The organism is Serratia rhizosphaerae, from assembly GCF_009817885.1.
In the GTDB taxonomy this organism is placed as follows: Bacteria; Pseudomonadota; Gammaproteobacteria; order Enterobacterales; family Enterobacteriaceae; genus Serratia_B; species Serratia_B rhizosphaerae.
This window is the reverse complement of the sequence record NZ_CP041764.1, coordinates 777252-797653: the sequence shown is the minus strand read 5'-3', so window position 1 is coordinate 797653 and position 20402 is coordinate 777252. Positions and strand designations below refer to the sequence as shown.

The window sequence follows — 20402 nt, the reverse complement described above, 5'->3', positions numbered from 1 at the left end:
GAATGCGTTGTTGGCAATGGGGGCTGTTAGTCTTTATAGGTATAAACAAAGCTATAAAAGTGTCAAAAAATAACTAAAAAAGCGATTTGGGATCGTTTCAAGGGCAAAAAGTGTTTTTTCTGTAACTCCCGTGGCTGGCGGGGTGGTGTGAGTTATCCACTATTCCTGTGGATAACCTTGTGTATTAGATTTAGAAAAGCGGCGGGAAGCGAGAGCGGACGCGGCTTCTGTTCCCATTGTCCGGATTCTCGTCTTTTTATTAAAATACCTTTATATCAACAAATTAACTAAAATCAAGACGTAGTGTAAGCGCTTAATGTCGTATGTGTGATTTTTCACCATCCTGCTATCAAGAAGTTAATTTGTCGCGCGATCTGGGGATAAATCTGTTATTGACAATAAAAATGTCACCGAAGCGTAATCTTGACGGTGCAACGGCGTTAATTCCCCCGGCGGCGATGCCACGAATCCGCTTGAAGCTGGTTTTATATCCAGTATCATAGGGGCTGGCGAAAAACGCCGCGGCTTTCCATACTTATTGGCTGCCCGGCGTGCCGACGCGGCGTTCTGCAACGTAGCCACACGCAACCCGATTTGCCGACGCCGCTCGCATCTGTCTTCTTGCCGCAACGCCAATGACTTTGGGTATCTATGAGCAAATTATTCAAACTGCATTCAGACTTCAAACCGGCCGGCGACCAGCCGGAAGCGATCCGCAAGCTGGAAGAGGGGCTGGAGGACGGGCTGGCGCACCAGACGCTGCTGGGGGTGACCGGCTCGGGGAAAACCTTCACCATCGCCAACGTGATTGCCGATCTCAACCGGCCGACGATGGTGCTGGCGCCGAACAAAACGCTGGCGGCGCAGCTGTACGGTGAGATGAAAGAGTTCTTCCCGGAGAATGCGGTGGAGTATTTTGTCTCCTACTACGACTATTATCAGCCGGAAGCCTACGTGCCCAGCTCCGACACCTTTATTGAAAAAGACGCCTCGGTTAACGAACATATCGAGCAGATGCGTCTTTCCGCCACTAAGGCGCTGCTGGAGCGGCGCGACGTGGTGGTGGTGGCCTCGGTGTCGGCGATCTACGGCCTGGGCGATCCGGATCTGTATCTCAAGATGATGCTGCACCTGACCCAGGGCATGTTGATCGACCAGCGCTCGATCCTGCGCCGGCTGGCTGAGCTGCAGTACACGCGCAACGATCAGGCGTTCCAGCGCGCCACCTTCCGGGTGCGCGGCGAGGTGATTGATATCTTCCCGGCAGAGTCCGACGAGCTGGCGCTGCGCGTCGAGCTGTTTGACGATGAGGTGGAGCGCCTGTCGCTGTTCGACCCGCTCACCGGCCAGGTGGACCGAGTGGTGCCGCGTTTTACCATCTACCCGAAGTCGCACTACGTGACGCCGCGCGAGCGCATCCTGCAGGCGATGGAGGAGATCCGTGTCGACCTGGCGGAGCGGCGCAAGGTGCTGCTGGCCAACAACAAACTGCTGGAAGAGCAACGGCTGTCGCAGCGCACCCAGTTCGATCTGGAGATGATGAACGAGCTGGGCTACTGCTCGGGCATTGAAAACTACTCGCGCTATCTCTCCGGCCGCCAGCCGGGCGAGCCGCCGCCGACGCTGTTTGACTACCTGCCGGCCGACGGCCTGCTGGTGGTGGACGAATCGCACGTCACCGTGCCGCAGATTGGCGCGATGTTCAAAGGCGACCGCTCGCGCAAGGAGACGCTGGTGGAGTACGGCTTCCGGTTGCCGTCGGCGCTGGACAACCGGCCGATGCGCTTTGAGGAATTTGAGGCTCAGGCGCCGCAGTCGATCTACGTATCGGCCACGCCGGGCAAATACGAGTTGGAAAAATCCGGCGGCGACGTGATCGATCAGGTGGTGCGTCCGACCGGCCTGCTGGATCCGATCGTCGAAGTGCGGCCGGTGGCCACGCAGGTTGACGATCTCTTATCCGAGATCCGCAAGCGCGTGGCGATCAATGAGCGGGTGCTGGTCACCACGCTGACCAAACGCATGGCGGAGGATCTGACCGAATACCTGGAAGAGCACGGCGAGCGGGTGCGCTATCTGCACTCGGATATCGACACCGTCGAGCGTGTCGAAATCATCCGCGATTTACGCCTGGGCGAGTTTGACGTGCTGGTCGGCATCAACCTGCTGCGGGAAGGGCTGGATATGCCGGAGGTCTCGCTGGTGGCGATTCTGGACGCCGATAAAGAGGGCTTCCTGCGTTCCGAGCGCTCGCTGATTCAGACCATCGGCCGCGCCGCGCGTAACCTGAACGGCAAGGCCATTTTGTACGGCGACAGGATCACCGACTCGATGGCGAAGGCGATCGGCGAAACCGAACGCCGCCGCGCCAAGCAGCAGGCGTATAACGAAGCCAACGGCATTGTGCCGCAGGGGCTGAACAAGAAGATTGGCGATATTCTGCAGCTGGGCCAGCCGTCGTCGCGCGGCAAAGGCAAAGGGAAGGGCAAGGCGGCGGAGAGCGCGGCGCAGTATCAGCAGCTTACGCCGAAAGCGCTGGAGCAGAAAATCCGCGATCTGGAAGCACAAATGTACACCCACGCGCAAAACCTGGAGTTTGAACAGGCGGCGGCGTTACGTGATGAAATCCATCAGCTGCGCGAGCAGTTTATCGCCATCTCCTGACGCAGGCATTGCCGGCCCGTGGCGGCCGGCGATGAAAATCCTTGTCGCGCCCGGCAAAGCTGATTATGGTGTGCGGCCCATTGACCCGGCGACAGATATCGAGCAACCGCTATGAGCGCACACAATTCCAAAGATCCGCTGCACGGCATTACGCTGGAGCAGCTGCTGAACAAACTGGTGGAATACTACGGCTGGGAAGAGCTGGCCGACCGCATCCGCATCAACTGCTTCAGCAACGATCCCAGCATCAAATCCAGCCTGAAGTTTTTACGCCGCACGCCGTGGGCGCGCACGCAGGTGGAGGAGCTGTATATCCATATGGTCAGCGATAATCCTTGGTATCAGGGGAAAGACTGACCGCTAACGCCGTGCCGCCAGCTGGCTCAGCGCTTGGTCGATTGCCTGGCGCAACAGTTGGCGATCGTGGCGGTAAGGGATATCGCTGGCCTCCAGATTCTGCTGAATCACCAGACGATCCTGCACCGATTGCGTCTCGGTCTGCGGGCCGACGATCAGCGCGTCGACCATCACGCGGCCGATTTTCGCCTCCATCAGCGCCAGCTTGTCGCGCAACGACAGCGAGGCGGCGGCGACGCTCAACTCTTTGCCCAGGTTGTCGATATAGACCATGCTGGCGCTGCTGCGGCGCAGGGCACGGGCCAGATCCTCAAGCAGCAGCAGCGGCATCAGACTGGTCAGAAAACTGCCCGGACCAATCAGAATAAGATCCGCCTGCGCAATGGCGTCAAGGGCCTCGCGGGTGGCATGGACGTGCGGCGACAACATCAGCTCCTGCGGCATATCGGTGAGCTGATCGACGTTTACCTCACCGTAAACGTGGTTGCCCTCGTGATCGTGCGCCATCAGATCCACCGGCTGCTCCGACATCGGGATCAGCGCCGCATCCACCTTCAGCAGATTGCGGATCAGATTGATCGCCTCCAGCGGGCGTACGCTGAGGTGATCCAGCGCCTTCAGCATCAGATTGCCCAGGTTATGGCCGGCCAGTTCGCCGTTGCCGCTGAAGCGGTATTCAAACATCGCCGACGCGACGCTGGGCTCGGTAATCAGCTGGTTGAGGCAGTTGCGGGTATCGCCCCAGGCGATACCGCCTTCCGAGCGGCGGATGCGGCCGGTGGAGCCGCCGTTGTCGGTGGTGGTGACGATGCCGGTCAGACGCGACCCCAGAGAAGAAAGCGATGACATCACGCGGCCAAGGCCGTGACCGCCGCCTAATGCGACGACGCGGTCCAGATCGGCCAGGGTACGATTACGCATAACATTCCTTATCCCCGACGTTATGTGGACGCCGCAGGTAATATTAATTTTTTATACCCATCATATTTTAAGCTACCGGCGTGTTGGCTGCGCGCAGTCCCCCGCATCACTGACCTGAGTAAGCGCATCGGGATGCCACCTGCCTGTAACTCGAATTATTCAGGATATATATAACGGACAGATAATCGGCATAAAGTAGCGGATCTGAGTGAAAAAGGCGAAAAAGAGTGTGATTCGGGTGATTTTAGTCAATTTCGCTGGCTGAGCGGCGGTTATGATAGGCGCACGGTGTTAAATAGCCTAAAAGCGCTATATACACAATTACATAGCGAAACGGCGCGTTGGCTATTCGCCGCGTTTAGCGCTAGAATTTTGCTGAAAACCACGGTTTCATTGCGGTTGCTGCGGCAATTCGCGTTGAGATCACAACTCCTAGCCCCTGCGCCTACGTCGTTTTGCGATATGGCGCCCGGGCCGTGGCGAAGTCAGCCACCAGGGTGCGAGATAGAAATGTCCGCATCTCCCGTATTTGGAAAGGTGTTATGGTGCCCCAACTTACCGATGCTTTTGAGCGCAAGTTCTATTACCTGCGCCTGTCGATTACCGACGTGTGCAACTTCCGTTGCACGTACTGCCTGCCGGACGGCTACCAGCCGAGCGTCAGCCCCAAAACCTTCCTGTCGCTGGATGAAATCCGCCGCGTCAGCCGTGCGTTTGCCGAACTGGGCACTGAAAAGGTGCGCCTGACCGGCGGCGAGCCCTCGCTGCGCCGCGACTTTACCGAGATCATTGCCGCCGTGCGGGAAAACCCGGCGATCCGTCAACTGGCGGTCACCACCAACGGCTACCGGATGGCGCGCGACGTGGCGCGCTGGCGCGACGCCGGCCTGACGGCGATCAACGTCAGCGTCGACAGCCTGGATGCGCGCCAGTTTCACGCCATTACCGGTCAGGACAAGTTCCGTCAGGTGATGGCGGGCATCGACGCCGCCTTCGAGGCCGGCTATGACAAGGTGAAGGTGAACGCGGTGCTGATGCGCGACGTCAATCACCAGCAGCTGAATACTTTCCTGGCCTGGATTAAACCGCGGCCGATCCAACTGCGTTTTATTGAACTGATGGAAACCGGCGAGGGCGGCGAGCTGTTTCGCCAGCGCCACGTTTCCGGCGAGGTGATCCGCCGGCAGCTTGAACAGCAGGGCTGGCAGCGTCAGCCGCGCGGCCGCAGCGACGGCCCGGCGCAGGTGTTCCGCCATGCGGACTATCAGGGAGAAATCGGCCTGATTATGCCGTATGAGAAGGATTTCTGCGCCAGCTGCAACCGACTGCGGGTTTCCGCCATCGGCAATCTGCACCTGTGCCTGTTCGGCGAGCAGGGCATCCCGCTGCGCGACCTGCTGGCGGAGGATCGCCAGCTGGAGATGCTTAAACAGCGCATCCAGAGCGGCCTGCTCAGTAAGAAGCAGACGCATTTTCTGCACCAGGGCGACAGCGGCATTACGCAGAATCTGTCGTTTATCGGCGGCTGAGTCCGGCCGTATCTTCAGGGAGCATCCTCTATGAGTCATGCCAGCAGTGAATTTCTTGCGGCGCGTATCGCCGTTCTGACCGTTTCCGACAGCCGCAGCGCCGCGGAGGATACCTCCGGCGACTATCTGCAGCAGGCGGCGCAGGAGGCCGGGCATCAGGTGGTCGATCGCGCGCTGGTCAAAGACAATATCTACCAGATCCGTGCGCAGGTTTCGGCCTGGATCGCCAGCGACGAGGTGCAGGCGGTGCTGATCACCGGCGGCACCGGTTTTACCGCGCGCGACAACACGCCGGAGGCGCTGACGCCGCTGTTTGACCGCCAGGTGGAAGGCTTCGGCGAACTGTTCCGCATGGTGTCTTACGAAGAGATTGGCACCGCCACCATTCAGTCGCGCGCCGTGGCCGGCATCGCCAACCAGACGGTGATTTTCGCCATGCCGGGCTCGACCCGCGCCTGCCGCACCGCCTGGGAGCGTATTATTGAATCGCAGCTGGACGCGCGTAACCGTCCCTGCAACTTCCAACCCCATTTAAAGAAATAACGCCATGAGTCAGTTAACCCACATTAACGCCGCCGGCGAAGCCCATATGGTGGACGTCTCCACCAAGGCGGAAACGGTGCGTGAAGCGCGCGCCGAAGCCTTTGTCGAGATGCAGGCGGCGACGCTGGCGATGATCGTCGAAGGCCGTCACCACAAAGGGGACGTGTTCGCCACCGCGCGCATCGCCGGCATTCAGGCAGCCAAACGCACCTGGGAGCTGATCCCGCTGTGCCACCCGCTGATGCTCAGCAAGGTGGAGGTCACGCTGGAGGCGCAGCCGCAGCATAACCGGGTGCGGATTGAAACCTGCTGCCGCCTGACCGGCAAAACCGGCGTCGAGATGGAAGCGCTGACCGCGGCGTCGGTTGCGGCGCTGACCATCTACGACATGTGCAAGGCGGTGCAGAAAGATATGGTCATTGGCCCGGTGCGGCTGCTGGCGAAAAGCGGCGGCAAATCCGGCGACTTTGAGGCGGCATCATGATTGATATTCTGTTTTTTGCTCAGGTGCGGGAGCTGGTCGGCACTGATAAGCTGCGTCTGCCGGCGGAGTTCGCCACCGTCGAGTCGCTGCGTCAGGCGCTGTGTCTGCGCGGCGATCGCTGGGCGCTGGCGCTGGCGGCCGACAATTTGCTGATGGCGGTGAACCAGTCGCTGGTGGCGGCGGAACACCCGCTGAGCGCCGGCGATGAAGTGGCGTTCTTCCCGCCGGTAACCGGAGGCTGAGGGTGGACAACAGTCGTATTCGCGTCCAGCGCGCGCTATTTAACGTCGGCGAGGAGTATGCCTGGCTGGCGCAGTGTGATGATGACGGCGCGGTGGTGACCTTTACCGGCAAGGTGCGCAATCACAATCTGGGCGACAACGTCAGCGCCCTGACGCTGGAGCACTATCCCGGCATGACCGAAAAGGCGCTGGCGGAGATCGTCGCGGCGGCGCGCGAGCGCTGGCCGCTGCAGCGGGTCAGCGTGATCCACCGCATCGGTGAAATGTTCCCCGGTGATGAGATCGTGTTTGTCGGCGTCACCAGCGCCCACCGCAGCATGGCCTTTGAGGCCGCCGAATTTATCATGGACTACCTGAAGACCCGCGCGCCGTTCTGGAAGCGTGAAGCCACCGAGCAGGGTGAGCGCTGGGTTGAGGCGCGCGACAGCGACCAGCAGGCGGCAAAACGTTGGTAAATCAACGGTAAACGGCGGCAATAAATCCACACTTTTGCTCACGGCCGCCACCGATATTCTGTGATACGCTTATTACAGGTGGGGGGAATAGCCCTCGTACAGTTGTTTCACAAGTAAAAGGTAACCGTCATGGACCGATATCCACGCTCCAATGGTTCGATCGTCGAACGCGCCGGCAGCGGCATTCAGGCCTATATGGCGCAGGTATACGGCTGGATGACCTGCGGCCTGCTGCTGACCGCCTTCGTCTCCTGGTATGCGGCCAACACGCCGGCGATTCTCAACTTCATCTTCTCCAGCCAGATTACCTTCTTTGGTCTGATTATCGCCCAGCTGGCGCTGGTCTTTGTCATTTCCGGCATGGTGAACCGGCTGAGCGGCGCGGTGGCGACCTCGCTGTTTATGCTCTATTCGGCGCTGACCGGGCTGACGCTGTCCAGCATCTTTATCGCCTATACCTACACCTCGATCGCCAGCACCTTTGTGGTGACCGCCGGGATGTTCGGCGCGATGAGCCTGTACGGTTACACCACCAAACGCGACCTCAGCGGTTTCGGCAGCATGCTGTTTATGGCGCTGATCGGCATCGTGCTGGCGTCACTGGTGAATATCTGGCTGAAGAGCAGCGCGCTGATGTGGGCGATCACCTATATCGGCGTGGTGGTGTTTGTCGGACTGACGGCGTATGACACCCAGAAGCTGAAGGCGATGGGCGAACAGCTGAACGCTGATGATAAAGACAGCTTCCGCAAGTACGCCATCGTCGGGGCGCTGACGCTGTATCTGGACTTCATCAACCTGTTCCTGATGCTGCTGCGTATCTTCGGCAACCGCCGCTAACGCACCGGATGGCCGGCGGCCATCGCGAGCTATCTGTCTTTCTGCATAAAGCCCTGGCAACAGGGCTTTTTTACGCCCATCCGCGTTACATAATATAAACGAATAATTAATAATACATTGACATTACTTATGTCATTGCGTTGAATAATCGCGCTACAGGATGGTAATCATTAAATTTTGTGATGATAGAAAGAGGATTTTATGAGTCAGGATAAAGAGCTTAGCCCTAAGTGGCGGGCGCGTTTTGATTTTTTTGATAGCGTCGGCGGCGATATTACCTCCCCGGAATACCGCAAGAAAATTAAAGAAATTAGCTTCTTTGGGCGCATGAAGTACATATTTAATTTCTTCGCCTTTTTCTTCGGCATTATCTATATGTGTATTCTGGGGCTGTGGAAAAAGGGGCTGGTGCTGTTCGTTGGTGCTGGTGTGCTGAACGTGATTGTCGCCATGGTGGAGTATGCGAACGGCGGCCATTATGATTCGGTCTACCGTGCGTTGAATATTTGCTATGCCGGTCTTTGCGCTACGGTGGCCAACTATGCCTATTACCTGAAGGAAGTGCGGGGGATCCAGGGCTGGAACCCGTTTGAAGGCTTCAGCAAGCGTTCAGCGGCGAAAATTGCCGCCCGTCGCGAAGGGTAAAGCAGACAAAAGAGGCCGTGTTCGCGGCCTCTTGGGTTTATCCTGCCATCGTGACTGCGATGATTAACAGATACAGCGCAAACAGCACCAGCGAAAACAACAACGCCAGCGCCGCACGCCATTTCAGCGTCGATTTGAACAGCCCGACCAGCGACAGGTAAAACACTATCAGGTTGGCGAACAGGTTGATGCCTATCAGACCCAGCACCACCAAGGCCAGCCAGGCGGTCATCTCTTCCGGCTGCAGCAGGCCGATCAGACCGACCGCAGCCAGAATCAGTATATTGACCCCGGTCAGCCGAAAGGCAAAGCGGACCATATTATCGAATTCGTTATTCTTGACCTTGACGGCAGTTTCCTGAGACAAATCGCGCTCTCCTTTGGCGATAAAGATAAAAACTCCCACGTAGCCTAGACGGTGACGGGCCGTCCCGCCAGCCGTCAGGCGATTTTCCGCCGGAACATGGCGTAGGCGGCGCTGCCGGTGGTGGCGGTAATCACCAGCAGCGGCCACAGGCTGCCCCAGATAATGTCAAAGCTGGCGTCTTTCAGGTAAATCTGCTTGGTGATGTCGGTAAAGTGGCGGATCGGATTGGCCCAGGTCAGGTTCTGCAGCCAGACCGGCATATTTTCCACCGGCGACACGTAACCCGACAGCAAGATGGCCGGCATCATAAACACAAACACGCCGATAAACGCCTGCTGCTGGGTGGCGCACAGCGCTGAAATCAGCAGCCCGAATCCCACCAGCGACAGGCCGTACACCAGCATGGTGAAATAGAACAGCAGCAGCGAACCGGCAAACGGGATCTGGTACATAAAGATGCCGATCAGCAGCACGATCGAGGCCTGAAAGGTGGCGACGATCAGCGCCGGCACCGCCTTGCCGATAAAGATTTGCCAGGTGGTGAGCGGCGAAACCAGCAGCTGCTCCAGCGTGCCCTGCTCGCGTTCCCGCGCCACCGACAGCGAGGTGACGATCATCACGCCGACGGTGGTGATCATCGCAATCAGCGACGGCACGACAAACCATTTGTAATCCAGGTTGGTGTTATACCAGTTGCGCACCACCAGCTCGCTGTTGTTGGGTTTTTGCCGTCCGTTCAGCAGCTCCTGCTGATAGTCCTGCACGATCTGCTGCACATAGTTGGCGGCGATCTGCGCGCTGTTGGAGTTGCGCCCGTCGAGAATCAGCTGCAGCGGTGCGCTGTTGCCGTTAGCGATATCGCGTGAAAACTGCGCCGGAAAGCGGATCAGCAGCAGCGCGTGCTGATTGTCGATGGCGTGGCGGATCTCCTGCGGGCTGCGCAGCATCAGCACGTGGGTAAAGGCCTTGGCCTTGGCGAAGCGCTGGGTCAGTTCAACCGAGGCCTGGCCATTATCTTCGCTGTACACCGCGATAGTGGCGTTGGTCACCTCCAGCGTGGCGGCAAACGGAAACAACAGCACCTGCAAGATAACCGGCAGCACCAGAATGGCGCGGGTTTGCGGGTCGCGCAGCAGCGACTGCATCTCTTTGACAATCAGTGTCCAAAGGCGATGAAACATCTCAGGCTCCTAGTCCAGACGTCGCTGGGTTTTCCAGGCGGTCAGCCCGATAAACAGCACGGCGGAGGCGATTAAAAACAGCAGATTGATCAGCAGCATGCTGCCGATATTGCCCGCCAGAAACAGCGTTTTCAGCGTGCTGACGAAATAGCGTGCAGGAATGATATAGGTGACGGCGCGCACCACCGCCGGCATGCTGTCGATCTGAAAGATAAAGCCGGACAGCATGATGGACGGCAGAAAGGCGGCGTTCAACGCCACCATCGCGGCGTTGAACTGATTACGCGCGATGGTGGAGATCAGCAGCCCCATGCCCAACGTGCTGATGAGAAACAGGCTGCTGATGACAAACAGCAGCAGCAGCGAGCCGCGGTAGGGCACGCCGAACACCCACACCGCCACCACCATGCACAGCAGCATGGCGAGCATGCCGAGGACATAGTAGGGCACCAGTTTGGAGAGCAGCAGCTCGCTGCGCGTCACCTGCGTCGACAGCAGGGCCTCCATGGTGCCGCGCTCCCACTCGCGCGCCACCACCAGCGAGGTGAGGATGGCGCCGATCACCGTCATAATGATGGTAATGGCGCCGGGGATAATAAAGTGCTGGCTGATGGCCGCCGGGTTGAACCAGTAGCGCATCTGCACCTCAATCAGCGGTTTGTCGTCGCGCCCGCGATCTTCGGCGCGCTGCTGCTGCCAGATCTGCCATACGCCCTGGGTATAACCCTGTACGAAGTTGGCGGTGTTCGGTTCGCTGCCGTCGGTGATCACCTGGATCGGCGCGCTGTCGAACGGCCGCGCCATACGCCGGGCGAAATCGACCGGGATCACCACCAGGCCGCGGATCTCGCCGGCCTGCATCTTGCCGATCAGCGCCTGGCGGTTATCGCTGATGGTCGGATCGATATAGGGCGATCCGGCAAAGGCGTTGACCAGATCGCGCGCTTCTTCGCTCTGTTGCTCCACCAGAATGCCGAGGCGCAGCTTGCTGGAATCCAGGTTGATGCCGTAGCCGAAGATAAACAGCAGCAGCAGCGGGATCAGAAACGCGATCAGCCAACTGCTGGGATCGCGCAGGATCTGCCGCGTCTCTTTCAGACACAGGGCGCGCACCCGGCGCCAGGAGAAGGCGCTGTCGCTGCCGATAGCCGGATTATCGTTCATCACTGCTCCTCCCGGTCGTAACGCTGCACCAGTTCGATAAACGCCTGTTCCATTGACGGGTTGGGGTTTTGCTCGCTGGCAACCTGCTGCTTCAAATCATCCGGCGTGCCGGCGGCGATGATTTTGCCGCGATACACCAGCCCGATGCGATCGCAGTATTCCGCCTCGTCCATAAAGTGGGTGGTCACCATCACCGTCACGCCCTTGTCCACCATGCCGTTGATATGCAGCCAGAATTCGCGGCGGGTCAGCGGGTCGACGCCGGAGGTGGGTTCATCAAGAAACAGAATGTCCGGCTCATGCATCAGCGCGCAGGCCAGCGCCAGCCGCTGTTTGAAGCCGAGCGGCAGCGCATCCGGCGCCTGATTGATGATAGGGGCGAAGTTAAAGGCGGCGGACATTTCCGCCATTTTCTGCCGCTGTTTTTTACCGCTCAGGCCATACACGCCGGAGAAAAACTTAAGGTTCTGCGCCACCGTCAGGTTGCCGTACAGCGAAAACTTCTGCGCCATGTAGCCCAGATGCTGACGCGCCTTGCCGGAGCTGGTTTTCAGATCCATCCCCAGCACCAGCGCCTTACCGTCGCTCGGCACCAGCAGGCCGCACATCATTTTGAAGGTGGTGGATTTGCCGGCGCCGTTGGGGCCGAGCAGGCCGAAAATCTCGCCGCGCTTCACCTGAAAGTCCACATGATCGGTGGCGGCGAAGTCGCCGAACTTTTTCGTCAGGTTCTGCGCTTCAATCACGGTTTCCGTGCTGTCGCCGCTGACGGACGGCATAATCGCCGCCAGCGCGGATTTGCTGTTCGGCCCGCCGCCGAGCAGATCGATAAACGCATCCTCAAAGCGCGGTTCCGCTTCGCTCAGCGTGACGTCGGAAATATTAAGATCCTGCAGCACCTGCTGATGATCGGCGTCCGGTTTCAGGATCAGCCGCAGGTATTTGCCCTGGATCACGCCGTCGGTTACCGTCGGCAGACAGATCGCCTGTTGCAGCAGCGCGCGGTGACTGCCGGCCGGCGCTGCCAGCAAAATGCTGCGCCCTGCCATGCGCCGGGTCAGCGTCTGCGGCGCGCCGCTGAACAGCAACTGGCCTTCGTTCAGCAGCAGCACTTCACGGCACTGTTCGGCTTCGTCGAGGTAGGAGGTGCTCCACAGGATCAGCATGCCGTCGTTGGCCAGTTCGTGCACCATGCGCCACAGCTCACGGCGTGAAATGGGATCGACCCCGACGCCCGGCTCGTCCAGCAGCAGCACCTGCGGTTCGCCGATCAGCGTACAGGCCAGCCCCAGCTTCTGCTTCATCCCGCCGGACAGTTTGCCGGCCAGCCGGCCGGTAAAGCGGGTGAGATCGGTAAATTCAAGCAGGCGCTGAAAAGTGGTGCGACGCGCTTCGCCGGTGACGCCGCGCAGATCGGCATACAGCGTCAGGTTTTCCATCACGGTCAGATCTTCATACAGGCCAAACTTCTGCGGCATATAGCCCAGAATGGCGTGCAGCCGGCGATCGTCAGCGATCGGATCCAGACCGGCGACCCGCAGCGTGCCGGCGCTTGGCTTCAGCAGCCCGGCCAGCATGCGCAGCAGGGTGGTTTTCCCCGCGCCGTCCGGACCGACCAGCCCGGTAACCGCGCCGCTGCGCAGTTGGGTCGTCAGGCTGGCGACCGCCGGTTTTTCCAGATCGGGAAAGCGTTTTTCCAAGCCCTCAAGATCAATGGTGTGGCCCTGTTCCATCATTTTTCCCTAAGGTTGAGAAAAATGCAGGGTGACCGGCATGCCCTGACGCAGCGCGTCATCTGGGTCGCTGACGATCACCCGCAGGCGATACACCAGATCGGTGCGTAAATCGGTGGTTTCCACGCTTTTCGGCGTGAACTCGGCGGTCGGCGACACAAAACCGACCTTGCCGTGGTACGGTTTGCCCGGCCGGCTGTCGGTATACAGCGTCATCTCGCTGCCCGGCACCGCCTTGCCGAGGTCGGTTTCGCTGACGTAGGCGCGCACCCAGACCGGCTGGGTCAGCGACAGGGTAAATACCGTACTGCTGGCGCTCAGCATGGTGCCGGGCTCCACCGCGCGGGTCAGGATGGTGCCCGCCGACGGCGTGGTGAGTTGGGTGTCCTGCAGGTCCAGTTTGGACTGGGCCAGCGCCGCGCTGGCCTGCGCCAGTTCTGCTTTGGCCTGTTCAATCTCCTGCGGTCGGTTGCCGCTCAGGTATTGCGACAGTTTATCTTTCGCCGCCTGCAGATTGGCCTGCGCCTGATTGCGGGCGGTGCGCGCATCTTCCAGTGCATCGGCGGAGGTGGCCTTTTTCGCCCACAGCCCTTGCTGACGCTGTAAAAAACTGTTGGCGTAGTTGAACGCTGACAGTTTCTGCGCCACTTCGGAGCGCACCTGGGCGATCTCCTCATCACGATAGCCGGCCTGCAGCAGCGCCAGCTTGGCCTGCGCGCTGCCGACGTTGGCCTGCGCCTGCAGCAGGGCGTTCTGATACGGGCCGTCGTCGAGTTTGCCGAGCAGCTGGCCCGGCTTGACGGTATCCCCTTCGTCAACCGTCAGCGACGCCAGCCGGCCGCTGACGCGGAACCCCAGATTCACGGTGCGGATATCGACATTGCCGTAGAGGGTCAGCGGCTTCGCCTGCCGCTGTTCGTAATACCAGATGCCGGCCGCCACGGCGGCGATCACTATTGCTACGACCACCACCAGGGTAACGCGTTGCTTGTTCATATCTCTCCCTGCCTATAACGGTAAAACGTCGGGGCCGTTGCCATAACGCTGGCGCAGGCCGTTAACCAGTAAATCAATATGTTCCGCCAGCACGGCGGCGACCTGCTTTGCCTCTTGCACGCCGATCTGCCGCCAGCCGGCTTGCCGGCGGATGGTTTCCCGCGCCACGCGAAACGACAGCACTTCGCCGAGCAGCGCATGGGTGTGCAAAATCACTTTGGTGGAACCGGCTTCCAGGCCGGTGTAGGCCGCCAGCAGTTGGCTCAGCTTACCGTGCAGCGGCGCCACTACCTGCTGGTGAATCAGCGGATAGGCGTCGGTGGGGGAGAGCTGCTCACGCGACATGATTTTGCTGAGGTTGAGCGTGTGGGTCTGGGTCATCAGCTCGCTGAAGGCCAACAGGCCGCGTTTCAGATGCTGCAGGTACAGTTCGGGACGGCGCTGTTCGGCCGGCAGCAGCCACAGGCGGTCAATTTCGTCCGCCAGCGGTTGAAAGGTCTGCTGAATAAAGTCGGCGATCCACTGGGCGACCGCCAGATACAGGCCTTCTTTGGAGTTGAAATAGTAGGTGATGGCGGCGATATTCTGCCCGGCGCGCTGGGCGATGGCGCGGGTGGTGGCGCCCTGCAGACCGTATTCGCCGAAGACTTCTATCGCGGCGGCAATCAGCTGCTGCCGCGCCTGTTCGCCGCGTGGGTGATGATTTCCTGCAGAAGACATAGGCACGCTACCCGCAAAAGTTAATCAATCATTTGATTAACTTTAGACCTGGGCGGACAAAATGCAAGCGAAAAGCGCGGCGAATATTTTCGGGTGAATCAGCCGATTAGCGGCATAATGTGCGCTGCCTGGCGAAATTTACCTTTTCTTGTTCGACATCTGTTACAATCGCCCGCCTGGTGCACTTGCAGTTTGTGCCAATCCCTCGTGGTATGCCGGGGATATGCGAGCGATAATGCCGCTGTCCCTATGCCCCGTCTGATCATCCTCCCGGGAAACTGCACCGAACATTTGTTTAGGTTAGGGGGAGCTGGAGCTTTTCTCTACTATGTCATTTGAAACCCTCGGCTTGAATGCCGAAATCCTGCGTGCCGTTGAAGAACAGGGCTATCGCGAACCTACGCCGATTCAACGTCAGGCGATCCCAGTAGTGCTGGAAGGACGCGACCTGATGGCCAGCGCCCAGACCGGCACCGGCAAAACCGCCGGCTTTACCCTGCCGTTGCTGCAGCTGCTGAGCAGCAAACCGAGCGCGGTGAAAGGCCGCCGTCCGGTGCGCGCGCTGATCCTGACGCCGACTCGTGAACTGGCGGCGCAAATCGGCGAGAACGTCCGCGCCTACAGCCAGCACCTGCGCCTGCGCTCGCTGGTGGTGTTCGGCGGCGTCAGCATCAACCCGCAGATGATGAAATTGCGCGGCGGGGTGGATATTCTGATCGCCACGCCGGGCCGTCTGCTGGATCTGGAACATCAGAACGCCGTTGACCTGTCCAACGTGGAAATCCTGGTGCTGGACGAAGCCGACCGCATGCTGGATATGGGCTTTATTCACGATATTCGCCGCGTGCTGGCCAAGCTGCCGGCGAAGCGTCAGAACCTGCTGTTTTCCGCCACCTTCTCCGACGATATCAAGGCGCTGGCCGGCAAACTGCTGCACAACCCGGCGTCGGTGGAAGTGGCGCGCCGCAACACCGCCTCCGAGCAGGTGACGCAGCACGTTCACTTTGTCGACAAGAAGCGCAAGCGGGAACTGCTGTCGCAGATGATCGGCGAAGGCGACTGGCGTCAGGTGCTGGTGTTTACCCGCACCAAACACGGCGCCAACCATCTGGCCGAACAGTTGAATAAAGACGGCATCACCGCCGCCGCGATCCACGGCAACAAAAGCCAGGGCGCACGTACCCGGGCGCTGGCTGATTTTAAAGACGGCCGTATTCGCGTGCTGGTGGCGACCGATATCGCGGCGCGTGGTCTGGATATCGACCAACTGCCGCACGTGGTGAACTATGAGCTGCCGAACGTGCCGGAAGACTACGTGCACCGTATTGGCCGTACCGGCCGTGCGGAACGCACCGGCGAGGCGATATCGCTGGTGTGCGTCGACGAACATAAACTGCTGCGCGATATCGAACGCCTGCTGAAGCGCGAAATTCCGCGCATCGCCCTGCCGGGTTATGAGCCGGATCCGACTATCAAGGCGGAACCGATCATCAACGGCCGCCAGCAGCGCGGCGGCCGTGGCAACGGCAACCCGGGACGCGGCAACGGTAACGGCGGCGGACAGCGCGCGGCCAACGGCGGCGGTCAGCGAGACAACCGCGGCAACGGCGCCCAGCGCGCCCGTCCACAGGGCGAAGGCAAACCGCGCAGTGACGCGCCGGCCCGTCGTCCGCGCCGCAGTCGACCGGCGGAGTAAACCGCCCGCAGCATGCATCAGGCCGCCGTTTATCGGCGGCTTTTTTGTGCCGGCAAAGGCTTGTCTGCGCCGGGCGGCACTCGTATTATGTCTGGTCTTTTTTTGCAGGGTGGTTGAATAATGCGCGTTTTACTGGCGCCGATGGAGGGGGTTCTCGACTCGTTGGTGCGTGAACTGCTGACCGAAGTGAACGATTACGATCTGTGCATCACCGAGTTTTTGCGCGTGGTCGACCAACTGCTGCCGGTCAAGTCGTTTTACCGTCTCTGCCCGGAGCTGCGCCACGCCAGCCGCACTCCCTCCGGCACGCTGGTGCGCATCCAGCTGCTGGGGCAGCACCCGCAGTGGCTGGCGGAAAACGCCGCCCGCGCGGTGGCGCTGGGCTCCTACGGCGTCGATCTCAACTGCGGCTGCCCGTCGAAAACCGTCAACGGCAGCGGCGGCGGCGCGACGCTGCTGAAAGACCCGGAACTGATCTACCGGGGCGCCAAAGCGATGCGCGCCGCCGTGCCGGCCGAACTGCCGGTAACGGTAAAGGTGCGCCTGGGCTGGGACACGCCGCAGCACAGCCTGGAGATCGCCGATGCGGTGCAGCAGGCCGGCGCCAGCGAACTGGTGGTGCACGGTCGCACCAAAGAGGACGGCTATAAAGCCGAACGCATTAACTGGACGGCCATCGGCGAAATCCGCCGCCGCCTGAATATCCCGGTGATTGCCAACGGTGAAATCTGGGATTACGCCAGCGCCCGCCGCTGTATGACAACCACCGGCTGCGATGCGGTGATGCTGGGGCGCGGCGCGCTGAACATCCCCAACCTGAGCCGGGTGGTGAAATATAACGAGCCGCCGATGCCCTGGCCGCAGGTGGTGCAGCTGCTGCAAAAATATGTGCAGTTGGAAAAGCAGGGCGATACCGGCCTGTACCACGTGGCGCGCATCAAACAGTGGCTGGGCTACCTGCGGAAAGAGTACGCCGAAGCCGGCGATCTGTTCGCCCAGGTGCGTGCGCTGAAGAGTTCCGGGGAGATTGCGCAGGCGATTGCCGCCTGCGCAGCCGCTATAGCCTGATGGCGAAGTGACGCAGCAGCGCCGCGCGCCGCTGCTGTTCGTCATGCAGCGTGCTTTCCGTACGCTGATGGTCGGCGGTAATAATCAGTTTGTTATCGCTCAGCGTAATGCGCCCGTTGGCGGTGGGGCGGGAGCAGATAAGCCGCTGGGTAAATCCCGACTGCGGCGAATGGCTGTGGTAGTGGCACATGGCGTCAAACTCGTCGAACGCGCGCGGCTGCAGCGTAAAGCGATACAGCGTTTTGGCATGTGAGTTGCGATCGCCGTTACGCCGCTCCAGATAAAAATAGTCGCCTTCCTGCTCCAGATGAAAGGTGCCGCTGGCCTGCGGCTGCGGCGTATCATCCAGGGTCAGCGGCGTCAGAAAGGCGTCGCCGAAGCCGACGTCCACCAGATAGGGTCGGTCCAGCGTGACGATCAGCGCCAGATGGTCAAACGGCGGGCCGAACTGGCCGTCGCGGGCGCGCACCTCACCGGCAACCGCCGTCACCGTAAAACCGAGCTGCCGCAGCAACGCGGCGAACAGCCGGTTCAGTTCATAGCAGAAGCCGCCGCGCCGGCGGTTGATCACCTTGTCGAACAGCGCCTGTTCGCGCAGGTCGATGCCCTGATGGTAAATAATACTCAGATTTTCAAACGGCACCGCCAGCATATGGCCGTGGTGCAGGCGTTGCAGCGTGTCCAGATCCACACGCGGCGTGGCGTCAAAGGCGATGTGTTGCAGGTAGCGTTGAATATCCACGGTTGCGCTCGCAGAAAAGGGGCCGATAGCCACAACATAGCGGGCTTTATTCCCCGTCGGGAATCAATACGTGCGGTGAGTGGGAAAATGCCGCCCCGGGCGGGGCGGCGCAAGTAACGGTTACCAGGACTTGTTGGGATTGCGGGAAACGATGTTGATTCGCTGGCACAGCAACTGGCTGATATCCAGCGAGGCCGGGCTGGCGGCGCTGCCGGCAAAGCCTTTCAGGGTGATCACGATACGCGCGTAGTTGGCATAGCCCTCAGGCAGCGGCAGATACTCATCGGCATTTAACGCGGTAATGCGATCCGACGTCAGGGTGAGCGGCGTGCCGGCCGTAAGCGTACCGGCGCGGCCCCACTGACAGGTTTTCTCACGGATGGTGACGGCGCCGGCATCGCCCTGCAGATCGTAGCGCCCCCAAAAGGTGTTGATGGCGATGTCCGGGTTGCCTGTTCCCTGCGGGTTGGTCAGCGTACAGCGCCACAGCACCAGATCGTCTTTGGCTATCGGCAGGTACAGCGCAATCTGCTTCGCCTTATCGCCCGCCGTTTTGGTGGTGGCGGTAATCACGCCGTTTTGCAGCGTCAGCGCCAGATCCGAACTTTCGGTCTGCGAGATGCGCGTGCCGCTGGCGGCGTATACATTGTTGAGCTGTAACGCATTGGCCTCTTTCCACGCCGGTTCCGGCAGATGGTTCACCCCATCGCCGAGATACAGCATGCGCCACATATTGACGTGCCCCGGTGCGCCGATGTTTTTCATCTCAATATGGCCGTTCGACCAGCCTTTCTTGATATCGGCATTGATCAGTTCGAAGCCGTCGATATAGCACTTGCCGGTTTTTTCCTCCGATTTATCAAAGAAGAAATAGTCGACATATTGGTAGGGCTGGCCGACAACGACTTTACCATCCTTGTCCGTCGAGGTGTCCGCCAGGCTGGTTTTCACGCTGTGCCAGATGCTGTCTTTAATCTTCACTTTGGCGCCGTTGCTGCTGGCAAATACCGGGCGGTAGTTGCGCGAATGCTCATTGCCCCATTCAAAGTGACAGTCTTTAAAATTCAGCGTGCCGCCCCGCAGATCGAACAGGCCATCGTCTTTATTGGCCAGTTGCTCTTCTTCGCTGTTAAAGCCGCTGTAATCAAAGGAACAATCGCGGAAAAACAGGGTATGCACGCCCTGATAATGGTTTCTGTTGCTGCCGAACAGGCTTTTGTAAAACACGATTTTTTCGCCGGCGTTGCTGGCGCTTTGCGACCAGATCGGCCAGTTACAGCTGCTGACCATGATGCTGTGCCAGCTTTGGATATAGGCGTTGTTGCCAAAGAGGATGCCCTTATGCAGGTTGCTGAGCCAGACGTTTTGCACCAGCAGCTGTGCGGCGGGTTTACCAAAGATGTTCACGGCGTCGGTATAGACGCACAGGCCGCTCAGACCGCCGTTTTCACTGCGATTGCCGACAATGCGCAGGTTCTCAATCGCCGGCGCGCCCATGCAGTAAAGCACGCGTACACACTCGGTGGTTTTTGAGTCTGGATTGCGAAAGTCGAGGATAGTGCCTTTAAAGTCGACAGAGTTTTTCCACAGTTTTAAATAGGCGGTGGTTTTACAGACACGCACGCCGCCCGGCCCGGTCAGGGTAATGCCGGCCGGGGTGCTGGGAATTTGCGCCGAGCCCCATTCATCTTCTTTTACCTGCAGGAAGTCACTGGCGCGGCTGATGGTCAGCGCATAGTCGTGCTCATCACCCGGCTGGTGCCACCAGTCGATATGGTAATCGCCGCTGTTGATATTGCGCTTCCAGCGACGCTGCTTGCCGTCGAGCAAGATTGTGGCTGCGTTGTCCGGACTGGAGGTATCGTTATCGTCGCGGGTAAACAGACCCTGATGATAGCGGTTTTCAATCATGGCTACCGTTTCATCACCGGTATAAGTCTGCAAATCTGCATAGTCCGACAGAGAGATCATAGCTATTGCCTCGCGTGTTCGCTGTATTGGGCGTAGTGGATTGATTAACTTTCGCTAACCCGTTCATGGATGATTGGGATACGT

General features: G+C 59.7%; 20 protein-coding genes and 1 riboswitch. Of the genes, 11 read left to right on the top strand and 9 right to left on the bottom strand.

Features of this window, described 5'->3' with window-relative positions; genetic code table 11:
- Window positions 1–651 precede the first annotated feature (651 nt).
- Both uvrB and FO014_RS03720 read left to right on the top strand, forming a co-directional pair.
- Window positions 652–2664: an excinuclease ABC subunit UvrB gene (uvrB, locus tag FO014_RS03725; protein WP_160027870.1), complete on the top strand. Its 2013-nt coding sequence runs from the start codon at window positions 652–654 to the stop codon at window positions 2662–2664.
- Window positions 2665–2775: 111 nt separating this feature from the next.
- Window positions 2776–3021, top strand: a complete 246-nt coding sequence (locus FO014_RS03720) for a VF530 family protein (RefSeq protein ID WP_160027869.1) — start codon at window positions 2776–2778, stop codon at window positions 3019–3021.
- 3 nt (window positions 3022–3024) lie between these two features.
- Here FO014_RS03720 and yvcK read toward each other — a convergent pair whose 3' ends face one another.
- Window positions 3025–3942 (bottom strand): uridine diphosphate-N-acetylglucosamine-binding protein YvcK, encoded by a 918-nt coding sequence (gene yvcK, locus FO014_RS03715; RefSeq protein ID WP_160027868.1) that lies wholly within the window; start codon window positions 3940–3942, stop codon window positions 3025–3027.
- Between the two features lie 417 nt (window positions 3943–4359).
- Window positions 4360–4498, top strand: a riboswitch (molybdenum cofactor riboswitch).
- Here yvcK and moaA point away from each other — a divergent pair.
- The 7 genes from moaA (at window position 4485) to FO014_RS03680 (ending at window position 8680) form a co-directional block, all read left to right on the top strand.
- Window positions 4485–5471 (top strand): GTP 3',8-cyclase MoaA, encoded by a 987-nt coding sequence (gene moaA / locus FO014_RS03710; RefSeq protein ID WP_201282912.1) that lies wholly within the window; start codon window positions 4485–4487, stop codon window positions 5469–5471. (Overlaps the previous riboswitch by 14 nt.)
- A 30-nt stretch (window positions 5472–5501) precedes the next feature.
- On the top strand, window positions 5502–6014 hold the full coding sequence (gene moaB / locus FO014_RS03705; protein ID WP_160027867.1) for a molybdenum cofactor biosynthesis protein B: 513 nt from the start codon (window positions 5502–5504) through the stop codon (window positions 6012–6014).
- Between the two features lie 4 nt (window positions 6015–6018).
- Entirely contained in the window at window positions 6019–6498 is a 480-nt protein-coding gene (gene moaC, locus FO014_RS03700; protein WP_160027866.1) for a cyclic pyranopterin monophosphate synthase MoaC, read from the top strand.
- Window positions 6495–6740: a molybdopterin synthase sulfur carrier subunit gene (moaD, locus tag FO014_RS03695; RefSeq protein ID WP_111737554.1), complete on the top strand. Its 246-nt coding sequence runs from the start codon at window positions 6495–6497 to the stop codon at window positions 6738–6740. Before moaC ends, moaD begins: the two co-directional genes overlap by 4 nt.
- A gap of 2 nt (window positions 6741–6742) precedes the next feature.
- Window positions 6743–7195 (top strand): molybdopterin synthase catalytic subunit MoaE, encoded by a 453-nt coding sequence (gene moaE / locus FO014_RS03690; protein WP_160027865.1) that lies wholly within the window; start codon window positions 6743–6745, stop codon window positions 7193–7195.
- Window positions 7196–7324: 129 nt separating this feature from the next.
- The gene (locus FO014_RS03685) at window positions 7325–8035 is read left to right on the top strand and encodes a Bax inhibitor-1/YccA family protein (RefSeq protein WP_015671410.1); all 711 of its coding nucleotides are present in this window, start codon (window positions 7325–7327) and stop codon (window positions 8033–8035) included.
- A 201-nt stretch (window positions 8036–8236) separates the two neighbouring features.
- A complete protein-coding gene (locus FO014_RS03680; RefSeq protein WP_105230202.1) occupies window positions 8237–8680 on the top strand; it encodes a DUF2628 domain-containing protein in 444 nt (147 codons plus the stop codon).
- Window positions 8681–8717: 37 nt separating this feature from the next.
- Here FO014_RS03680 and FO014_RS03675 read toward each other — a convergent pair whose 3' ends face one another.
- The 6 genes from FO014_RS03675 to FO014_RS03650 form a co-directional block, all read right to left on the bottom strand.
- Window positions 8718–9047, bottom strand: a complete 330-nt coding sequence (locus FO014_RS03675) for a hypothetical protein (protein WP_160027864.1) — start codon at window positions 9045–9047, stop codon at window positions 8718–8720.
- Between the two features lie 74 nt (window positions 9048–9121).
- Complete coding sequence (locus tag FO014_RS03670) at window positions 9122–10228, bottom strand: ABC transporter permease (RefSeq protein WP_160027863.1); 1107 nt, start codon at window positions 10226–10228, stop codon at window positions 9122–9124.
- 9 nt (window positions 10229–10237) lie between these two features.
- Complete coding sequence (locus FO014_RS03665; RefSeq protein WP_160027861.1) at window positions 10238–11392, bottom strand: ABC transporter permease; 1155 nt, start codon at window positions 11390–11392, stop codon at window positions 10238–10240.
- Window positions 11392–13125 (bottom strand): ATP-binding cassette domain-containing protein, encoded by a 1734-nt coding sequence (locus FO014_RS03660; protein ID WP_160031345.1) that lies wholly within the window; start codon window positions 13123–13125, stop codon window positions 11392–11394. The genes FO014_RS03665 and FO014_RS03660 overlap by 1 nt, the downstream gene beginning before the upstream one ends.
- A gap of 9 nt (window positions 13126–13134) precedes the next feature.
- On the bottom strand, window positions 13135–14121 hold the full coding sequence (gene hlyD, locus FO014_RS03655; RefSeq protein WP_160027859.1) for a secretion protein HlyD: 987 nt from the start codon (window positions 14119–14121) through the stop codon (window positions 13135–13137).
- Window positions 14122–14133: 12 nt separating this feature from the next.
- Window positions 14134–14841 (bottom strand): transcriptional regulator, encoded by a 708-nt coding sequence (locus FO014_RS03650; protein ID WP_160027857.1) that lies wholly within the window; start codon window positions 14839–14841, stop codon window positions 14134–14136.
- Window positions 14842–15169: 328 nt separating this feature from the next.
- Here FO014_RS03650 and rhlE point away from each other — a divergent pair, with 328 nt between their 5' ends.
- Together rhlE and dusC are read left to right on the top strand one after the other, a co-directional pair.
- Window positions 15170–16537, top strand: a complete 1368-nt coding sequence (gene rhlE, locus FO014_RS03645; RefSeq protein WP_160027855.1) for an ATP-dependent RNA helicase RhlE — start codon at window positions 15170–15172, stop codon at window positions 16535–16537.
- A 120-nt stretch (window positions 16538–16657) separates the two neighbouring features.
- Entirely contained in the window at window positions 16658–17605 is a 948-nt protein-coding gene (dusC, locus tag FO014_RS03640; RefSeq protein WP_160027853.1) for a tRNA dihydrouridine(16) synthase DusC, read from the top strand.
- Here the strand turns inward: dusC and FO014_RS03635 are convergent.
- Both FO014_RS03635 and FO014_RS03630 read right to left on the bottom strand, forming a co-directional pair.
- Window positions 17595–18347: an arylamine N-acetyltransferase family protein gene (locus FO014_RS03635; protein ID WP_160027851.1), complete on the bottom strand. Its 753-nt coding sequence runs from the start codon at window positions 18345–18347 to the stop codon at window positions 17595–17597. The genes dusC and FO014_RS03635 overlap by 11 nt on opposite strands.
- Window positions 18348–18467: 120 nt before the next feature.
- On the bottom strand, window positions 18468–20318 hold the full coding sequence (locus FO014_RS03630) for a hypothetical protein (protein ID WP_160027849.1): 1851 nt from the start codon (window positions 20316–20318) through the stop codon (window positions 18468–18470).
- Window positions 20319–20402: the final 84 nt, after the last annotated feature.